Here is a 17,017-nt window from a genome sequence, read left to right on the forward strand (position 1 = left end):
TTGGCTGCTAGCAAATGGCCTGCAGGCCCACATACAAGCTATCAGCCAATTGCCAAAAGCCAAAAGCATATAAACATGAGTTTAGAAAATACAATAAACGAAGCTATAAAAACAGCAATGAGAGCCAAAGACAAAGTGGCTTTAGATTCTCTGCGTGCTGTGAAATCACAGATATTACTGCTTAAAACTGAAGCCATCGGAGCTGAAGTAAGCGCAGAACAGGAAATAGCCATTCTTCAGAGAATGGTAAAACAACGTAAGGATTCTTACGACCAATTTACTGCACAGGGAAGAAATGATCTTGCAGAAGTAGAAGATGCTCAGATGAAAGTTATCGAGCAGTTTCTGCCAAAACAGCTTTCTGCTGAAGAATTAGAAACAGAAATTAAAAATATTATTTCTGAAACCGGAGCTGAATCTGCTAAAGATTTAGGGAAGGTAATGGGAGTTGCATCAAAAGCATTAGCCGGGAAATCAGACGGAAAAAGTATTTCCGAGATGGCTAAAAAACTCCTGTCTTAATGTGATCCGGATTTCGGGGTTTTAAGTTCATCTTAATTTCGGAAACACGTATCTCATTCCATAACTAGGATATACAACCTTTGCATATCGATTTGATTAGAAGCCCGGAACTTTTCAGTTCCGGGCTTCACTTTCTTTGGATATTAAAGTTTGTTAATCAGTTTGATTCTAAACTGAAAAAGAATTAAGCTACTACCATATTTCAGAGAGTATTTAAATGATTGATTGCTTGAGGGAAAGCTTCAAATGTTTTTTTCACGGTCGTTTGTTTTTCAGAATCATTTCAAATTTAATAATAATATTTTATTATTCCTAGTTTTAATTCACTTTTTTTAGAATATTATTACAATATTAATACTTGGTTAATTTTATATGACTAATCAATTGATAGTTTTTATATATTGAACAAACGCAAAGAATTGCTTAACTTTGTGCAGATAAAAAACAAAATATATGTATCCAACAGATTTAGTAATGCCTATGAAGGCAGAGCTTACAGATAAAGGTTTTCAGGATTTAACAACTCCGGCTCAGGTGGAAGATGCGTTAAAGCAATCCGGAACTACATTATTGGTTATCAATTCCGTGTGTGGTTGTGCTGCAGGTGCTGCAAGACCAGGAGTAGTATACTCTTTGACAGGAGACAAAAAACCTGATCATTTAACAACTGTATTTGCAGGTTTTGATACTGAGGCAGTGGTAGAAGCAAGAAAACACCTTGCTCCATTCCCTCCAAGCTCTCCATGTGTAGCGCTTTTCAAAGATGGTGAATTGGTTCACATGCTGGAAAGACATCACATCGAAGGTAATCCTGCAGGAGCTATCGCAGCAAACCTTCAGGCAGCATACGACGAATATTGCTAATAAGCAATCAACTAAATACTAAACCGTTACAAAATTTGTAACGGTTTTTTTATTTAATTCCGTAAAAAATTTTCTGAAAATTCAAATATCATTATATTTGTTGAAATGGCAACCAAAGCACTTTTCAATACCGTAGTCAACTGGTTCATCCGTCAAAGGATTGACCAGATACAGAATTTCATGGACCATCCTATTGAAACCCAGAAAGGTATACTCTTTTCTCAGCTGTTTCATGCAGAAGATACAGAATATGGCAAGTTATACGGGTTCAATTCTATTTCAAGTTATCAGGATTTTAAAAACAAAGTTCCTATCGTTACCTATGAAGAAATGGAACCTTTTATTGAAAAAGCAAGACAGGGGCATAAAGATGTAAGCTGGCCGGGACTGATTAAACACTTTGCCAAATCATCAGGTACAACCAATGCTAAAAGCAAATTCATTCCTATCTCTGCCGAAAGCCTTGAATACTGCCATATGAAAGCCGGAAAGGACATGGTTTCCATTTATGCCAACAACCATCCAGAAAATCAGCTTTTTAATTATAAAAACTTACGTTTGGGCGGAAGCTCCGAGCTATATGCAGATTTCAATACAAAATTCGGAGATTTATCTGCTATTCTCATAGATAATCTTCCCTTTTGGGTAGAAATTACCACCACCCCAAGCAAGAAAGTTTCTTTGATGGGAGAATGGGAAAGTAAGCTTAAAGCAATTACCTCCGAAGTAAAAAATGAAGATGTAGGAAGCATCCTTGGAGTACCAAGCTGGATGATGGTCCTTCTGCAAAGGGTATTAAAGGAAACCAACGTAGGAAGTATTTCTGAGCTGTGGCCTAATTTAGAGGTGTTTTTTCACGGCGGAATCAGTTTTAAGCCCTACCGGGAACAATTCAGACAGATCATCGGAAAAAACATCAATTACTACGAAATTTACAACGCCTCTGAAGGCTTCTTTGGTATCCAGGACAGATCAGACAGTGATGAGATGCTGCTGATGCTGGATTATGGGATATTTTATGAATTTATTCCAATGGATCAGTTCCATTTTTCAAATCCGAAGGTCGTGAGCCTGGAAGATGTGGAAGTAGGAAAAAATTATGCAATGGTGATCACCACCAATGGAGGACTCTGGAGATACCTGATTGGTGATACTGTTGTCTTTACGTCAGTTAATCCTTTCAGAATAAAAATAACAGGAAGAACAAAACACTATATCAATGCTTTTGGGGAAGAACTGATGATTACCAATGTAGAATCTGCCCTTTCAAAAGCTTGTGAAGCAACTGGTGCACAAATCACGGATTTTACAGGAGCTCCTGTATTTATGAAAGGAAATGAAGGTGGTGCCCACGAATGGATTTTTGAATTCAGTCAGCATCCGGATAACCTGGACCATTTTATTGACGCTTTTGACAAGCATCTAAAAACAATCAATTCAGACTATGAAGCGAAAAGGTATAACAACATGACTCTTAAAAGGCCGATTGTTCATATCGCTAAAGAAAATCTGTTCTATCAATGGCTGGAAGCCAAAGGAAAACTGGGAGGACAAAATAAAGTACCAAGACTAAGCAATGACAGAGAATATATTGATCCATTGCTGGAGATGAATAAATAAAATTTACTGTAAAGCACAAAGAATCAGTGATTCGAATGTTTTATTTAAGGAGACTGAGAATATCGCAGCTTATGAAATGTAGTGGCTATACGTATGCTTCGTCAGAATCAATCTATTGATTCAACCTTTGCTCCCTTGAATAGTAGGGTATCAGAATAGAAACTTTACGTTAAAAAAATCTATTTACAGATAATAACTAAAAAGCCGTAGTTCAATAGAATTACGGCTTTTATATTTATTTGCTTAGATCTTCTTTTACTTTCTTTGCAGCTTCCTCTACTTTCGAAGCTCCTTTTTTCGCAGCCTCTTTTGCATCCTGTCCTACTTTATTAGCTTCAGTCTTTATATCCTGGCCAGCTTTGTTGAGATCCTGTTTTGTCTTATCTGCTGTGGCATCTATTTTATCTTTGGCCTTCTGAGCAGCAGCATCAATCTTATTGCCTGCTTCATCTACTTTTGTTTTCATATCTTCTTTGGCATTGTTGATCTTTGCAGTATCCACAACGTTAGGAGTTTCAGTTGTGGTAGTGGTAGTAGTGGTAGTAGATCCGTCAGGATTCTCTACCTGTTCTGTTTTTGTTGTTGATTTTGTACATGCTACAGTGAATACTGAGATCACGATTGCAGCTAAAATTTGTTTTTTCATATTGTTTATTTTTTAATGGAATTTGGATTTATTCTGGCTTGGCCTCCTGAGACGTCGGCTTTTCTGCAGTCTTCAGCTTCTTTTCAGCCTCTGATTTTTTCTTTTCGTCTTCCTGTTTTGCCTTATTTTCTTTTTCAAGCTCTGCCTTAAGCTTATTTTCTTCTTCCTGAAGCTTTTTAGCCTGTTTTACAGAATCAATATACTGAGGAGAAGACATTCTTATTTTCCGTGCAATATCCACTGAAACAGCTCCTGTAGAAAAGGAATCGATAGCAGTAGTATCATAACGTATTTTTACTTCCTGCTCAGCTCCGAAACCCGGAGATTCTTTCTTGGAACAAGCTGTAAAAAGAATGGTAAAAATAAAAATCGCAGCCAGTAAATTTTTCATGGAACTAATTTAGCAGAAATTCTGCAATTACAGGATAGTGATCTGACAATTTCACAGACTGGTCTACTTTATAGCTTAACGGAATGATGGATTTCGAAGTGAAAATATAATCAATCCTCAAAGGAACTTTATAATCGTGAAAGCTGCTCGCACTCCCTTTTCCTGCTACCAGAAAGGCATCCTGAAGGTCTTTACCAAGATTGTAATATTCATACGAATTGGGAACAGAATTAAAATCACCGGCCAGAATAACAGGATAAGGAGATAAATCTACCATTTTTCTGATTCTTTTGACCTGATCTTCGTGAGCCTGAAATGTGGGAGTCATATGAGAAAGCAATGTTGAAACATTTCCCAAACCTAATCCGTCAAGCTTCGTAAACATAGATTTATGAAGTCTGAAGGGTTCAAGGTATACATTAATAATTCGGACTACCTTTCCATTAATGTCTATATCCGCATAGAATGAATTTCCACGGGCTTTTTCATCAATAAGTTCTGCCTGTCTTACAATTTTATGCTTAGTTTTAAGAATAACCGACGGATATTTTATAAGATCACGTTTTATAACGCGGTTGGTATCTTTTTCCTGTACCAGAATAATATCAGCATCCTGTGCTTTGATATAGTCTTTTACTTTATCCCAGCCATATTCTCCGTATTTCACATTAAAAGTCAGTACTTTAATATCCCGTATTGTTTTTAAATTTTCTGTTTTTGGAGAAAAGTTGATCCATCGTCTGATTGGATTATAGAAAATAAATGTACCTAATACAAAAGCAATCGCAATTTTTTCTTTTTTAAAGATCCAGATCAGCGTTAGAATTATATGGGTCAGTATTAAATAAGGAAAACCAAGAGACAAAAGATTCAGGTTGCCTAAAATGTTTGGTGGAATCCATGCATTCCCCAATGTGCATAACAGCAAAACAGCAACAACGATATGTATAAATAGTAATATCTGGTTCGACTTCATGAAAAAACGGTCTTGGTACGGTTTTCTTTCAACAAAAATCCTACCAAGCAGACAATTTTAACTCTTTTTATGATTATTTGTTCTCTGCAGAAAACTTAACTGTGACAGGATAATGATCTGAAATACTTATAGAACGGTCAACCTTATAAGATATTGCCTTTATTGATTTTGAAGAAAAAACGTAATCGATCCTTATTGGAAATTTATAGTCGTGAAAACTGGTTGCACTGCCTTTTCCAGCTGTTAAAAAAGCATCTTCAAGCCCTTCTGATAAATGATAATATTCATAAGAATTGGGAACAGAATTGAAATCCCCTGTAAGGATCACAGGGTAAGGCGAATTATCAATGACTTCACGAATCAGATCAATTTGTTCCTGATGCTTTTTAAAGGTGGGAATCAGCCTTTTAATAACATCTTTTATTTTTTGTTCGTCGTTATCTGTATCTCCATTAAGTTTCACCATCTCTTTTTGAAAACGAAAAGGATTGAGGTAGACATCAATGAACCTGTAGGTCCTGCCATTAATTTCTATATCAGCCATCAACCCAGGAATTCTTACCCCTTCATCCTGTGGATCGATCATCTGCTGCTTAATGATTTTATGTTTGGTCAGAATTGTTAAACCTCCTCCAGGATTTGCTTTCTGATAGCCTTCAAATTTGTATTTAATACCCGCATCCTCCTGTAAAAGAATAACATCTGCATTCTGAGATTTCAGGTAGGGTTCAACCTCTTTATTTCCTATTCTCCCAGCCCTTGTATTGAAAGAAATAACCTTTATCTCAGAGCCCGGTTTTTGATTTTGACCAGAATAGTTAACCCAACGTTTTACAGGATTTATAAATGCCAAACCCGCAAACATAAATACAAACGTCCTTTTTTTCCAGCTTAGCATCCAGAATACAGTCAGGATGATATATAGAATGATAAGAACCGGGAACCCTAATGAAAGCAGATTAAACCATGGAAAAATCTTTGGCGGAACATAAGCGTTCAATAAAGTACCCAACAGCAGAAATAAGATTCCCAGATGGATAATCAGTACTATAAGACGGAAAATCTTCACAATGTTATTTTAATTGAAACGGTACAAATGTTTTTTCCAGATTCTTGCCAGCAGCCATCCAACAAGAGCTCCTCCTACGTGAGCCAGGTGAGCAATACCTCCTCCATTTCCTGAAACCCCAAGATATATGGAAACCACAACAATAATGGGTAAAAGATATTTTACTTTCATAGGAACAGGGATAAACATGATTCCAATTTTTGCATCCGGATATAATGTGGCAAAAGCAGCTACTACTCCGAAAATAGCTCCGGAGGCTCCTACCATCGGCGTTGTTAAAATATCTGTTAAACTTTTCAGTAATTCCCTTTGTTTGAGAACGGAACCTGTATTTCCGGTAAATTCAACACTTGCTCCGGATAAATAAGCATTTACATTGAACCCCAGCTGATCCAGTTCGTGGGAGAACTGTTGAACTTCCACAAAATTCCATGCATTAAAAAGAAAAAAAGCCCCAAGACCACTCGCAAAGTATAAAATGAGATATTTTTTATCACCCAATGTCTGTTCCAGAATTGGCCCAAAACTAAACAATGTCATCATATTAAACAGGATATGCATAATACTTCCGTGCATGAACATATGGGTAATAATTTGCCACGAATGAAAATATGGAGAAAATGGATAAAAGGCAGCAAGATACTCTACCATCTTATTTCCAATTAGATACGTTATAATGAAAATTATAACATTGATTATTATAATATTCCTGGTAATCGGCGGTATATTGTTAAACATAATTTTTTAAAATTTATTTTTGAAGTCGTTAAACGGAACTTCATAAAAGCATCTTTTACCGTCCGGTAAAAATTCCGGGAAGCCTAATGCTGTAAAGTCTTTGATCAACTGTTCCGCATCTTTTTTATAAATAAAGTCAAATCTCGACTTCGACTGCATTTTGTTCCATTGGTTATGGTAATACTGCATAAATTCATCTTCCGTCTTGTAATCCAGGATCTCAAAAAGGTTTTCCAGGAACTTCATGGCCTGGGTTTCTTTCAGTCCTTCAGGAAGTGAATCTATTCGAAGTACACTTTCATGAGCAATTTTCATGTCAAACCCTAATTCCGGAAGATATTTTTTTATCGAATTGTATTTTGTCTTTTCGATTTCATTCATATGATACTCCAGAGAGAAAAGAAGGGCATGGCTGTTTGTATTGGATTTTCTGGTGGATTTATTTCCTTCAGAAACCAACAGTCTGTGCATTCTTCCCAAATCCAGCATTAAGGTGACATCTCCTTTATTGAAAAGCCAGTAACCGTTTGGGAGCCTCATTAAATCTTCATCAAAATCTTCATCTTCAAAAAGGTTAATCTTTGAAGGTTCTGCCGTAATATTCTGATGGTACATTTCCGTAAGGTTCTGAATTTCTTCCGGATGTACTACATTTTTTTCTTCCAGAAACGGATTATAGTCTTTATCTACAATGATTTCAGGCATTTTAAAAACCCCGCCGCCGGAGCCTCCTCCATTTCCTTTGCTGGGAATCGGCTTATTCATCATTTCATCCAGTTCCGGATCTCTGTCGAAATCAAGGCTGGGAGAAACATTATAAATCCCTAAAGATCTTTTAATCGTTGAACGAAGCAAAGCAAAAATAAGATGCTCGTCCTCAAATTTCACTTCGGTTTTCTGTGGATGGATGTTGACATCTATTTTCTCCGGATCAAGCTCCAAGAAAAGGAAAAATGAAGGTACATATCCAGGTTGAAGAAGCCCTTCAAATGCTTCCTGTACTGCTTTATTGAAGTATGGACTTCTGAAATACCTTCCATTCACAAAAAGGAACTGCTCGCCTCTTGCTTTCTTGGCACCTTCAGGCTTGGCAACAAAACCATGCAGTTTACACCAGATAATATCTTCTTTAATAGGAATTAAAAGCGGTTGTAATTTTCTTCCGAAAACATCTACAATACGCTGCATCTGACTTCCTTTTCTCAGCCTGAAAACGGCTTCATCATCATGGAAAAGGGAAAACTCCAGATTCTCATGAGCTAATGCAACACGCTGAAATTCATCAATTACGTGTCTGAATTCAATATTATTATTTTTTAAAAACTTCCTTCTTGCAGGAACGTTATAGAAAAGATTTTTTACTAAGAAGTTTGATCCGTCGGCTGTCTGAACCGGGTCCTGAAACTGGAATACTCCGCCTTCGATATAAATGTTGGTTCCAATGGAGGTATCTTTCTGTTTCGTTCTGAGTTCCACTTGAGAAACTGCTGCAATGGAAGCCAGTGCTTCACCACGGAATCCTTTTGTAGCAATCTTAAAGATATCTTCTGTTCCTTTGATTTTGGAGGTAGCATGTCTTTCAAACGCCATACGGGCATCTGTTTCAGACATTCCTTTTCCGTCGTCTACCACCTGAATAAGGTTTTTCCCGGCATCTCTGATGATCAGTTCAATTTTCGTTGCATCTGCATCAATAGCATTTTCCAAAAGTTCTTTCACGATGGATGCAGGCCGCTGCACCACCTCTCCTGCTGCAATTTGGTTGGCTACATGATCCGGTAAAAGCTGAATAATATCTGACATAAAAACGTAAATCAACTTACAAAAATAGTCAATGGAAACGGGAATTAAAATACTAAAATCGTGATTTAATATTTAATTATCAACATTTTTTCCTATTTATCCCCAACCGCTTTTTTTAATGTTTGTAATGAAGGGCGTTAGCAAGTTAATTGCTTCCATCCTAAAATTTTCATTTCAACAACGATGAAAAACAGGACAAAAACAATACATTCAGAGATATTTAAGTTAATTTTTAAGAAAAATGCCCCTATTCCATGATAAAATAAGGGCACTTACAGCTAGTTTATACAAAAAATTAATAGTGTGTTTATATTTTAATCCTCAAAGACAAGTTTTCTTTTCTTTTCTCTTTTTGGAATTCCATGGATTTTATCATACAGATAGGCAAAGAGATTCGGTTTTTTATAAATCCTGCTGTATCTGTACTTCGTGTTGAAATGTCGGATATGGATTTTATAGGCATCATACCCGATTACAATCAACAAACATATACTGATCACATAGAACACCCTGAATTCCAGATAGTAATATGTCAAACCTGAGAATACTGCCCCCATTACGTAAGCAAGCATAATGCTCATCAGAAGTTTTGCTCTGCCAATCAGCTCTCCGTTTTTTCTGTATTTTTTCTGTGTAAACATAGACACCAGGATTCCTAAGTCGGTGGTTGTTCCGGTAAGGTGGGTCGTTTTCACAGAGAAGTTGGAGATACTTGCTGTTAAACCATTTTGAAGTCCGGTAGCGAAAAGCATCAATGCAACTAAATACTCTGTTTCTTCCAATGTTTTCTGGTAATAAAACTGCCCGTACACTCCTACAAACAGAAGACATATGATTTCCAGCACAATGGGCATAGAATGGGCAAAATATTTACTTTTCTTGTTAAAGTTGATCACAATAAAGTTGGATAGAAAGCTTCCGAAGAAGAACAAGAAGATCCATCCACCTACGATAGCTACCTGCGTCCAGTTTCCTTTACTTATTTCTGCGGCTAAAATCGCGTAGTGTCCCGTTACGTTCGATGTAAAAGAGAGAAATATCAATAGGGAAGCAATGTTTATAGTACCCGCCGTAAAGGCAGTCAGCGTCCCCAACCTGATATTGTCTCCCAGTGTCCTGCTGTTACTATAATTTCTTAACATTTTTTATTTTTTTAATTGTGTTTAATTCTAAACTTCGACAAAGATCTCTGCTAACCTTCCTCTTTCAGGAAGCTTTTCTCTTACCTCTACAGCAATCTCATGAGACTTCAGTTCTTTACATTTTTTGATATAAGGAATCAGATCGAATTTGCCTTTTCCTTTACTTTTGATGGATGGAGAATAATAAGCTTCTTCAATATTTTCCGCCTTTACATATTGGTTGAATGTTCTTTGGAAACTTCCTGTAAATAGGTCACAAATAGTTTTGTTAACCAGATGTGGGTATTTATTACTGATAATTCCAAGGGCATCACTGAACTCTGCCGGCCTGATTTTATTAAAAACAGATGTTTTGGTACTGAACAAAAGATCCCTGATGGAGTCTCCGGAATCATACCCGGAAGTCAAAAGGATATTATATTGGTTAGGATCTTCTGATGCATCTTTCTCTTTAAGTACTTTTTTCAATATATTCAATGACTCAAGAGAGTAATCTGTTGCAATTAAAATTGTTTTAGCCATGTTCTTATTATTTTGTATTGTGTTTATCTTTTTTGATGATACAAAACTAGAACGACCAAATTAGAAGATCTTTGGAATGGAATTAAAATGTGATTAAAGAGATTAAAATGAGATTAGAAAATTGTTAAGAGGACTTAATATAGGAAAGAATCAAGATCAAAAAAAAATGTAAAAACTTGTCTTTCAGAACAAAACAACCAGAATAGAGATTTTTACTTGTTTATTTCTTCCCCTTTCTGCATACTATAGAAATTCGGGAACTTCATCTGTACGGTTGTTCCCTGATTCTCATGCGAACTTACAATCAGTTCACCGTGGTGCATTCTTACAATATTTCTCGCAAGCGGAAGGCCGATTCCGTAGCCTTCATAATTGTTCGTATTAGAAGCTCTGAAGAACGGATCGTAGATTTTATTCATTTCTACTTCCGGAATTCCGATACCATTGTCTTTTACAATAATGTAGACATCTGTATTGGTGGCTCCCAGAGAGACTTTAACCTGCTGGAAATTAGAATATTTACAGCCATTACTGATGATATTTGCTACTGCGAGATGCAATAGCTGCTCATTCCCCTGAACTTTAAGTTTTTTCGGATTATCGGGAAGCATACTGATATCCAGATAGATATTGTTTCGGGAATCAATCCTTCTGAGAGTCTCAATAACATCCCAAAGAAGCTGGTCTATCCTCACCTTATCCATTTTCTGGATCTTTCCGTCGAATCCGGTTTGGGCAATCATTAATAATGCCTTAATCTTTTTATCAAGTTTTTCAGCTTCATCCAGAATGATCCCAAGAGTTTCTTTGTATTCATCAGCTGTTCTGCTGATGGAAAGGGCAACATCGGCTTCTCCCATGATGGATGTAAGAGGCGTTCTCAATTCGTGGGAAACATTTCCAATCAGGTGATTCTGGGTTTCGAAAGACGTTTCAATACGATTGAGCATATCATTGAAGGTATCTACCAATTCATTGAGTTCTTTATTATCAGGTTGTGACTCCAATCTTAAGTGAAGATTTTCAGAACTTATTTCCTTTACTTTTCCAGTAATTTTTAAAATGGGTCTGAATAAAGTTTTAGACAGATAAAAAGAGAAAATCATACTAAAGAACAGAGACAGCACGATACAGGTAAGCAGGGTTCTCTTTAAAAACCCCAGATAATAAACCACATAATGGTTTTTAGCAGAAGCGATTGCAATATAATCTTTATCATCATATCTGAAACTCTGACCTATATAGTAGAATTCTTCATCGTTATAATTAGACTCTCCTTCTTTGATAATATTTTTAAAGAAATAATCCGGAATATGAACTTCCTGGGATATTTTTTTGAAATTGGAATCTGTAGGAACAGCAAAAACATAGTCTTTTTCCATCGGAAGCTCCTCATCATTCAAGCTGTTAAGCACATAATTTTCCGGAAGGTCGAGATGATCTTTACTTTTTTCAATCTGAACAATGGTAGCTGTTCTGATCTTCAGCAGCTCATAAAACCTCTGATGCGAAAAATTAACGATAGAAAAGTACACCAAACCACTGAACAACAATATGATGGCTGTAAAAACCAACATCAAAAGCACCATCGTTTTGGTCTGATTTGTAATGACTCTATTAAACATTCATTATGTTTTTTTCAATACATACCCCATTCCTATCACGGTATGAATCAATTTATTATCATCCTGGCTATCCAGTTTTTTTCTTAAATAATTTACATAAACATCTACCACATTGGTTCCCAGCTCATAATTTACTCCCCAAACTGCATCCAGAATTTCTGCTCTGGAAATTACTTTTTCAGGATTATTAAGGAAATACAACAGGAGTTTATATTCTGTTGATGTAAGAGAAATGTCTTCTCCTGCGCGGGTTACTTTCTTTGTATAATCATTCACCATCAGATCCGAAAACTGAAAAACATGTTCATTATCCGGCTCCGGTTCAGCGATTTCCTGCGGACCATTGTTGTTACTTCTTCTTAGCAAAGACTTCACACGTGCTACCAGTTCAATGAATTTGAAAGGTTTCACCAGATAATCATCTCCTCCGCTTTCCAGGCCGAGAACAATATTTTCAGAAGTTCCCAATGCCGTTAAAAACAAAATAGGAACACTCTGATTCGTTTTTCTTATTTCTTTACATACATCCAGACCATTCATTTCCGGAAGCATAATGTCTAAAATTACCAGATCAAAATCGTTAGCCTGTACCAGCTGTACTCCTGTACGCCCGTCAAAAGCTACAGAAATTTCATATCCATTTTCCTGAAGTCCCTTTTTAATGAAAGATACTACACTGGTTTCGTCTTCGATAAGAATAATTTTTTTCATAAATGAAATAAGGAGTTTTACAAAAATAGGGAAATTTTCTTGGGATGGGCAAACCTGGAATAGAGAAAGAATAAGGGAGTCTGGAAGATACAAACGATTATGCTTCCGTTCAAATGGATTAGATTTAACGCAAAATCCGCAAAGAAATTTCAATATAAAATTATACAGTGATCGCAAGGGCGTTTCACTATGCAACAATCGCGTTCTTAGCTGAATGAAGTGCCCTCGCGATCAAAAATAAAACAGCATAATTAATAAACTTGCCAACTTTGCGTTTTTTATTTTTCCATTTTTGTATCACTTTACCTTTTTGTGAATTCCTCTTTTTACCATACAACCTATATAGAATAATATTACCTTTGTTTTGAGTATAATGATGAAAAAATAATCAGGTTAAATTGCACACAGTATGAACGATTTTTTAATAGGTATCGGCAAGAGATTAAAGGATATTAGAAAAAAGAATAATTTAACCATTAATGATCTGGCTTTCAAAGCCAAAGTGAGCAACGGTCTTGTTTCCAGGATTGAAAATGGCAGAACGATTCCTTCCCTTCCTGTCTTATTGGATCTGATTCAGTCGCTTGAGATTGACGCCAGTTATTTTTTCGAAGGAGTTGAGAAAAAATCCAACGCCAAATTCATCTATGTTCCTAAAGAAAGCCAGCAAGTCATCGAAAAAGAAGTAGAAGCCGAAGGTTTTAAATACATGCATATCTTCAGCAAAAGTCTTCATTCTTTGGGTTTTGAAGCCGTTCTACTGACTCTTGAGCCCAATTCTAAAAGGGAAAAGGTCATTACGGATGCCTGGGAATTCAAATATATTCTGAAGGGAGAAGTGAAATATGTGATTGATAATGAAGAAATCATCTTAAAAGAGGGTGATTCTTTGTATTTCAACGGAAAATTTCCTCACGTTCCTGTAAGCATCAGTAATGAAAGTTGTGTGATGCTTGTGCTTTATTTTTATACTGCTTAATAGTAATTTTAGCGGAAAGTTTTTTACTTGACTGTCATTCTGACGAAGGAAGAATCTTATTCGTATTCAATAACATGAGATTCTTCATTACATTTCATTTCATTCAGAATGACACGTCGAGAATAGGTTCATTCCAAGTGTATGCAATGCTTCATCAGCGACAAGATCGCCGCCTTGCTTCCTTATAAATATACTGTTTCAATCATAACCTTTGTGTCTCAAATAATAATCATTTTACTCACTATCCCTCAATTTCCGATTTTCATACAATACAAAAGTTTACAAATATGCAACTTTTGATTTTCCATATTCTTCCTAAATGAACGGAATATTAACTAAAACATCACTGTTTTGGCTCAATTTCTATTGCATAATCATAAAGTGATATTTACTAAAAACAAGGTGTGAAAAGCATCAATCTCTGTTTTCATCCTGTTTTCAAAGATCAGATTTAATGCTTTTCAAAGTAAAACAGCTGTAACAAACAGAGTCTATTTATTAAACAATACTTAACACTAAATATTTATATATATTAAAATTATTGGCGTGATTTGCATAAAAAATTTAATATATGTAAAAATGAAAACAAATTTAGAGAAATTACTTACCCTTGTTTTTGTCTGTTTCATTGTATTTGTTTCAGCGCAGAAACAGTTAATTATAGGAACTGTTCTTGACGACAGTCAGCCTCTCCCCGGGGCCACAGTCAAAATAAAAGGCTTATCCAGAAATATAATAACTGATATTGAAGGAAAATTTGCCATTAATGATATCAAAGAAGGCCAATATACTTTACAAATCAGTTATATAGGTTACGAATCTTCAGACATTAATGTGGATCTGAAACCGGAACAAACAGTTGATTTAGGAATCATAAAACTTTCCCAATCCGGAAAAAATATTGATGAAATAGTGGTTACGGGAACACTTAAAAATACAGAAGCAAGAGCATTAAATCTTCAGAAAAATGCCATCAATATCACCAATGTCATTGCTTCAGACGGAATCGGAAAGCTTCCGGACAGGAATGCAGCAGAGACGGTACAGCGTGTACAGGGAGTGTCTATTGAAAGAGACCAGGGAGAAGGAAGATTTGTTTCCCTGAGAGGACTTCCTCCTTTCTGGGCTTCTACCACCATCAATGAAAACAGACTTCCAACGGCTGAGGAAGAAACAACTTCCAGAGCGACAGCTTTCGACTTCTTTCCTACGGAACTGATCTCGTATGTACATGTAAACAAGTCTTTTACCCCGGATATGGAAGCTGACGGAATTGGTGGCGGTATTAATTTCATTACCAAAACACCACCGATGAAAACAGAATTCAAAGCAACAATTGGAAGCGGATATAATGCAAAAGCTGACAAAGGCGTTTACAACCTTGGATTCTTGTATGGAGGAAGAACAAAAGATAAGAAATTCGGGTATTTGTTCAATTTTGCTCATTTCATAAGGAACTGGTCTACAGATAATTTCGAGGCCAGAAGAAGCGGAGACGAAGGTGTTTTCAGACTGGAACTTCGTGATTATAACGGGGTAAGAAAAACAACGGGAATCAATACCGCATTTGAATATGTACTTTCTCCAAAAACGACTTTCTATTTAAAAGGAATGTATGGTACCTTATCGGATGACGAAACCCATTACAAACATAGAATCCGATTTGATAAGTTCAGCAGTGCCAATAATACAGCAAGAGTTGAACTTCAGAACATCCACAATTTACTGATTACAGAACTTACTTCGGTTTCTTTGGGAGCGGTTCATCAATTAAATAAAGGAAAAATCGACTGGGATTTATCTTATTATGATAACAAATTCAAGTATGGAAATATCCCTGACAAGCAGAACAATTCTTACTATGTTATCAAGTACACACAATCTGGTGTAGGCATCAATCCTGATTATATTTCCAATCATGGAAATGGCCCCAGAGCTTATTGGAAAGCAGATGGCGGGAAATTAGATTATAAAAACCCTGATGCTTTATTTGGTTTTTACAGTGATCCGAACTTTAAGATGGATGCATCCCAGATGAGATTTACAGATCTTGAATTCTATAAAGTTTTTGTAGAGGAAAAGGATAAAATCGTTGCAGCTTTCAACCATGAAATCAATGCTTCTGATAAACTGACTTTAAAGTATGGTTTTAAATACAGAGATAAAGAGCGTAATGCAAAATTCTCTGATATTTTCTACAACTGGAGCAGTGGTACAGCACCTCTTTTGTCTGATTTTTCACCATATATCACGACACAGCCCAACGGACCGAAATATTTAAGTGAAATGAATGCCCACGTCGGGAATACTTTCGGGCCGGTACTTTCCACCACTGGAATGAATCAGTTCTGGTATGATCATCAGGGAAATCTGAAAATTAATACTGCTGATTCCGAAGCATTGGAATACAATAAAGCATTAGGAAGAAATTTTGATGTTTTTGAAAAACATGCAGATGCTTACGGGATGGCAACCTATAAACTGAATGATAAGATTACGATTTTAGGAGGAATCAGATTATCAAACACCAATACCAAAGTAAAAGGATACAGCGTGAATGATAACGTATTGACACCAGTAGAAAATACCAAAAACTATCTGGCCGTTCTTCCGATGATTCATTTGAAATATACTTTAAACGATAAGGCTAACCTTCGTTTTGCAGCGACAAGAACTTTCTCAAGACCGAATTTTGGAGATCTTACACCAGGAGGAACTTATATTGAAGCAGATAACGAGTTTAAAGGTGGAAATCCCAACCTTAATCCTACCTATTCTTTGAACTTTGACCTGATGGGAGAATATTATTTCTCCAACGTAGGGATCCTTAGTGGTGGCGTTTTCTATAAGTCTATTACAGATCCTATTTTCCAGGATTCTTTTATCGGAAATTATAATGGAAATAACGGAGTACAGTTTACCGCTCCAAATAATGGAAAAGCAGCATGGTTGGGAGGTATTGAACTGGGAATCAACAAGAGATTTGATTTTCTTCCGGGATTTTTACAGTACTTCGGTGTGCAGCTGAATGCTACATTCATGACTTCTGAAATGGAAAAGCCAAGCGGGAGAACGGTAGCCCTTCCCTACCAGGCAAAGGAATTGTATAACGCGCAGCTTTTCTTTGAGAAAAAAGGATTTAATGCCAGACTGGCTTACAACTATAAAGGGAAATATGCTGTAGAGTACGCTGAGGAAGACATCAATGATTCCTATTATGGTAAATACAGCAATCTTGATTTCGGAGGCTCTTATCAGTTTACAAAATACCTGACTTTCTACGCTGATGTAAACAATATTCTGAACAAACCTCTGATCTATCATTTTGGTAAAAATGAAGACCGCCCTGAACAGGTAGAATATTACGGAGGACGATTCAATCTTGGAGTAAAACTGAACTTCTAAACCA

At 36.3% G+C, this 17,017-nt stretch carries 15 protein-coding genes; 5 read left to right on the forward strand and 10 right to left on the reverse strand.

Annotated elements, in window-relative coordinates; genetic code table 11:
- The first annotated feature begins 75 nt into the window (after positions 1-75).
- The 3 genes from FB551_RS15265 to FB551_RS15275 all read left to right on the forward strand — a co-directional run bounded on the left by FB551_RS15265 (position 76) and on the right by FB551_RS15275 (position 3,006).
- Complete coding sequence (locus tag FB551_RS15265; RefSeq protein ID WP_047427764.1) at positions 76-522, forward strand: GatB/YqeY domain-containing protein; 447 nt, start codon at positions 76-78, stop codon at positions 520-522.
- Between the two features lie 453 nt (positions 523-975).
- Positions 976-1,386 (forward strand): BrxA/BrxB family bacilliredoxin, encoded by a 411-nt coding sequence (locus FB551_RS15270; RefSeq protein WP_027372869.1) that lies wholly within the window; start codon positions 976-978, stop codon positions 1,384-1,386.
- 105 nt (positions 1,387-1,491) lie between these two features.
- Complete coding sequence (locus FB551_RS15275) at positions 1,492-3,006, forward strand: GH3 auxin-responsive promoter family protein (protein WP_047426297.1); 1,515 nt, start codon at positions 1,492-1,494, stop codon at positions 3,004-3,006.
- Between the two features lie 235 nt (positions 3,007-3,241).
- Here the strand turns inward: FB551_RS15275 and FB551_RS15280 are convergent, their stop codons facing one another.
- From FB551_RS15280 to FB551_RS15325, 10 genes are all read right to left on the reverse strand, one after another.
- Positions 3,242-3,652 carry a hypothetical protein gene (locus FB551_RS15280; RefSeq protein ID WP_142018139.1) on the reverse strand — a complete coding sequence of 137 codons (411 nt, stop codon included), beginning with the start codon at positions 3,650-3,652 and terminating at the stop codon, positions 3,242-3,244.
- A 28-nt stretch (positions 3,653-3,680) separates the two neighbouring features.
- Positions 3,681-4,043, reverse strand: coding sequence for a hypothetical protein (locus FB551_RS15285; protein ID WP_047426301.1), 363 nt, complete (start codon positions 4,041-4,043; stop codon positions 3,681-3,683).
- A gap of 4 nt (positions 4,044-4,047) precedes the next feature.
- Entirely contained in the window at positions 4,048-5,019 is a 972-nt protein-coding gene (locus FB551_RS15290) for an endonuclease/exonuclease/phosphatase family protein (RefSeq protein WP_047426303.1), read from the reverse strand.
- 73 nt (positions 5,020-5,092) lie between these two features.
- The gene (locus tag FB551_RS15295) at positions 5,093-6,088 is read right to left on the reverse strand and encodes an endonuclease/exonuclease/phosphatase family protein (RefSeq protein WP_167497880.1); all 996 of its coding nucleotides are present in this window, start codon (positions 6,086-6,088) and stop codon (positions 5,093-5,095) included.
- A gap of 9 nt (positions 6,089-6,097) precedes the next feature.
- The gene (locus FB551_RS15300; RefSeq protein ID WP_374709949.1) at positions 6,098-6,739 is read right to left on the reverse strand and encodes a rhomboid family intramembrane serine protease; all 642 of its coding nucleotides are present in this window, start codon (positions 6,737-6,739) and stop codon (positions 6,098-6,100) included.
- Between the two features lie 93 nt (positions 6,740-6,832).
- Complete coding sequence (mutL, locus tag FB551_RS15305) at positions 6,833-8,629, reverse strand: DNA mismatch repair endonuclease MutL (RefSeq protein ID WP_142018141.1); 1,797 nt, start codon at positions 8,627-8,629, stop codon at positions 6,833-6,835.
- A 314-nt stretch (positions 8,630-8,943) separates the two neighbouring features.
- Complete coding sequence (locus FB551_RS15310; protein ID WP_142018142.1) at positions 8,944-9,771, reverse strand: YoaK family protein; 828 nt, start codon at positions 9,769-9,771, stop codon at positions 8,944-8,946.
- Between the two features lie 27 nt (positions 9,772-9,798).
- Positions 9,799-10,293, reverse strand: coding sequence for a hypothetical protein (locus tag FB551_RS15315; protein WP_142018143.1), 495 nt, complete (start codon positions 10,291-10,293; stop codon positions 9,799-9,801).
- A 212-nt stretch (positions 10,294-10,505) separates the two neighbouring features.
- On the reverse strand, positions 10,506-11,918 hold the full coding sequence (locus FB551_RS15320) for a sensor histidine kinase (RefSeq protein WP_047426314.1): 1,413 nt from the start codon (positions 11,916-11,918) through the stop codon (positions 10,506-10,508).
- A 3-nt stretch (positions 11,919-11,921) separates the two neighbouring features.
- The gene (locus tag FB551_RS15325) at positions 11,922-12,629 is read right to left on the reverse strand and encodes a response regulator transcription factor (protein ID WP_047377977.1); all 708 of its coding nucleotides are present in this window, start codon (positions 12,627-12,629) and stop codon (positions 11,922-11,924) included.
- A 409-nt stretch (positions 12,630-13,038) separates the two neighbouring features.
- Here FB551_RS15325 and FB551_RS15330 point away from each other — a divergent pair, with 409 nt between their 5' ends.
- Entirely contained in the window at positions 13,039-13,608 is a 570-nt protein-coding gene (locus tag FB551_RS15330) for a helix-turn-helix domain-containing protein (RefSeq protein ID WP_142018144.1), read from the forward strand.
- 579 nt (positions 13,609-14,187) lie between these two features.
- Positions 14,188-17,013 (forward strand): TonB-dependent receptor, encoded by a 2,826-nt coding sequence (locus FB551_RS15335; protein WP_142018145.1) that lies wholly within the window; start codon positions 14,188-14,190, stop codon positions 17,011-17,013.
- Positions 17,014-17,017: the final 4 nt, after the last annotated feature.

Source organism: Chryseobacterium aquifrigidense, from assembly GCF_006716485.1.
GTDB classification, from domain to species: domain Bacteria; phylum Bacteroidota; class Bacteroidia; order Flavobacteriales; family Weeksellaceae; genus Chryseobacterium; species Chryseobacterium vietnamense.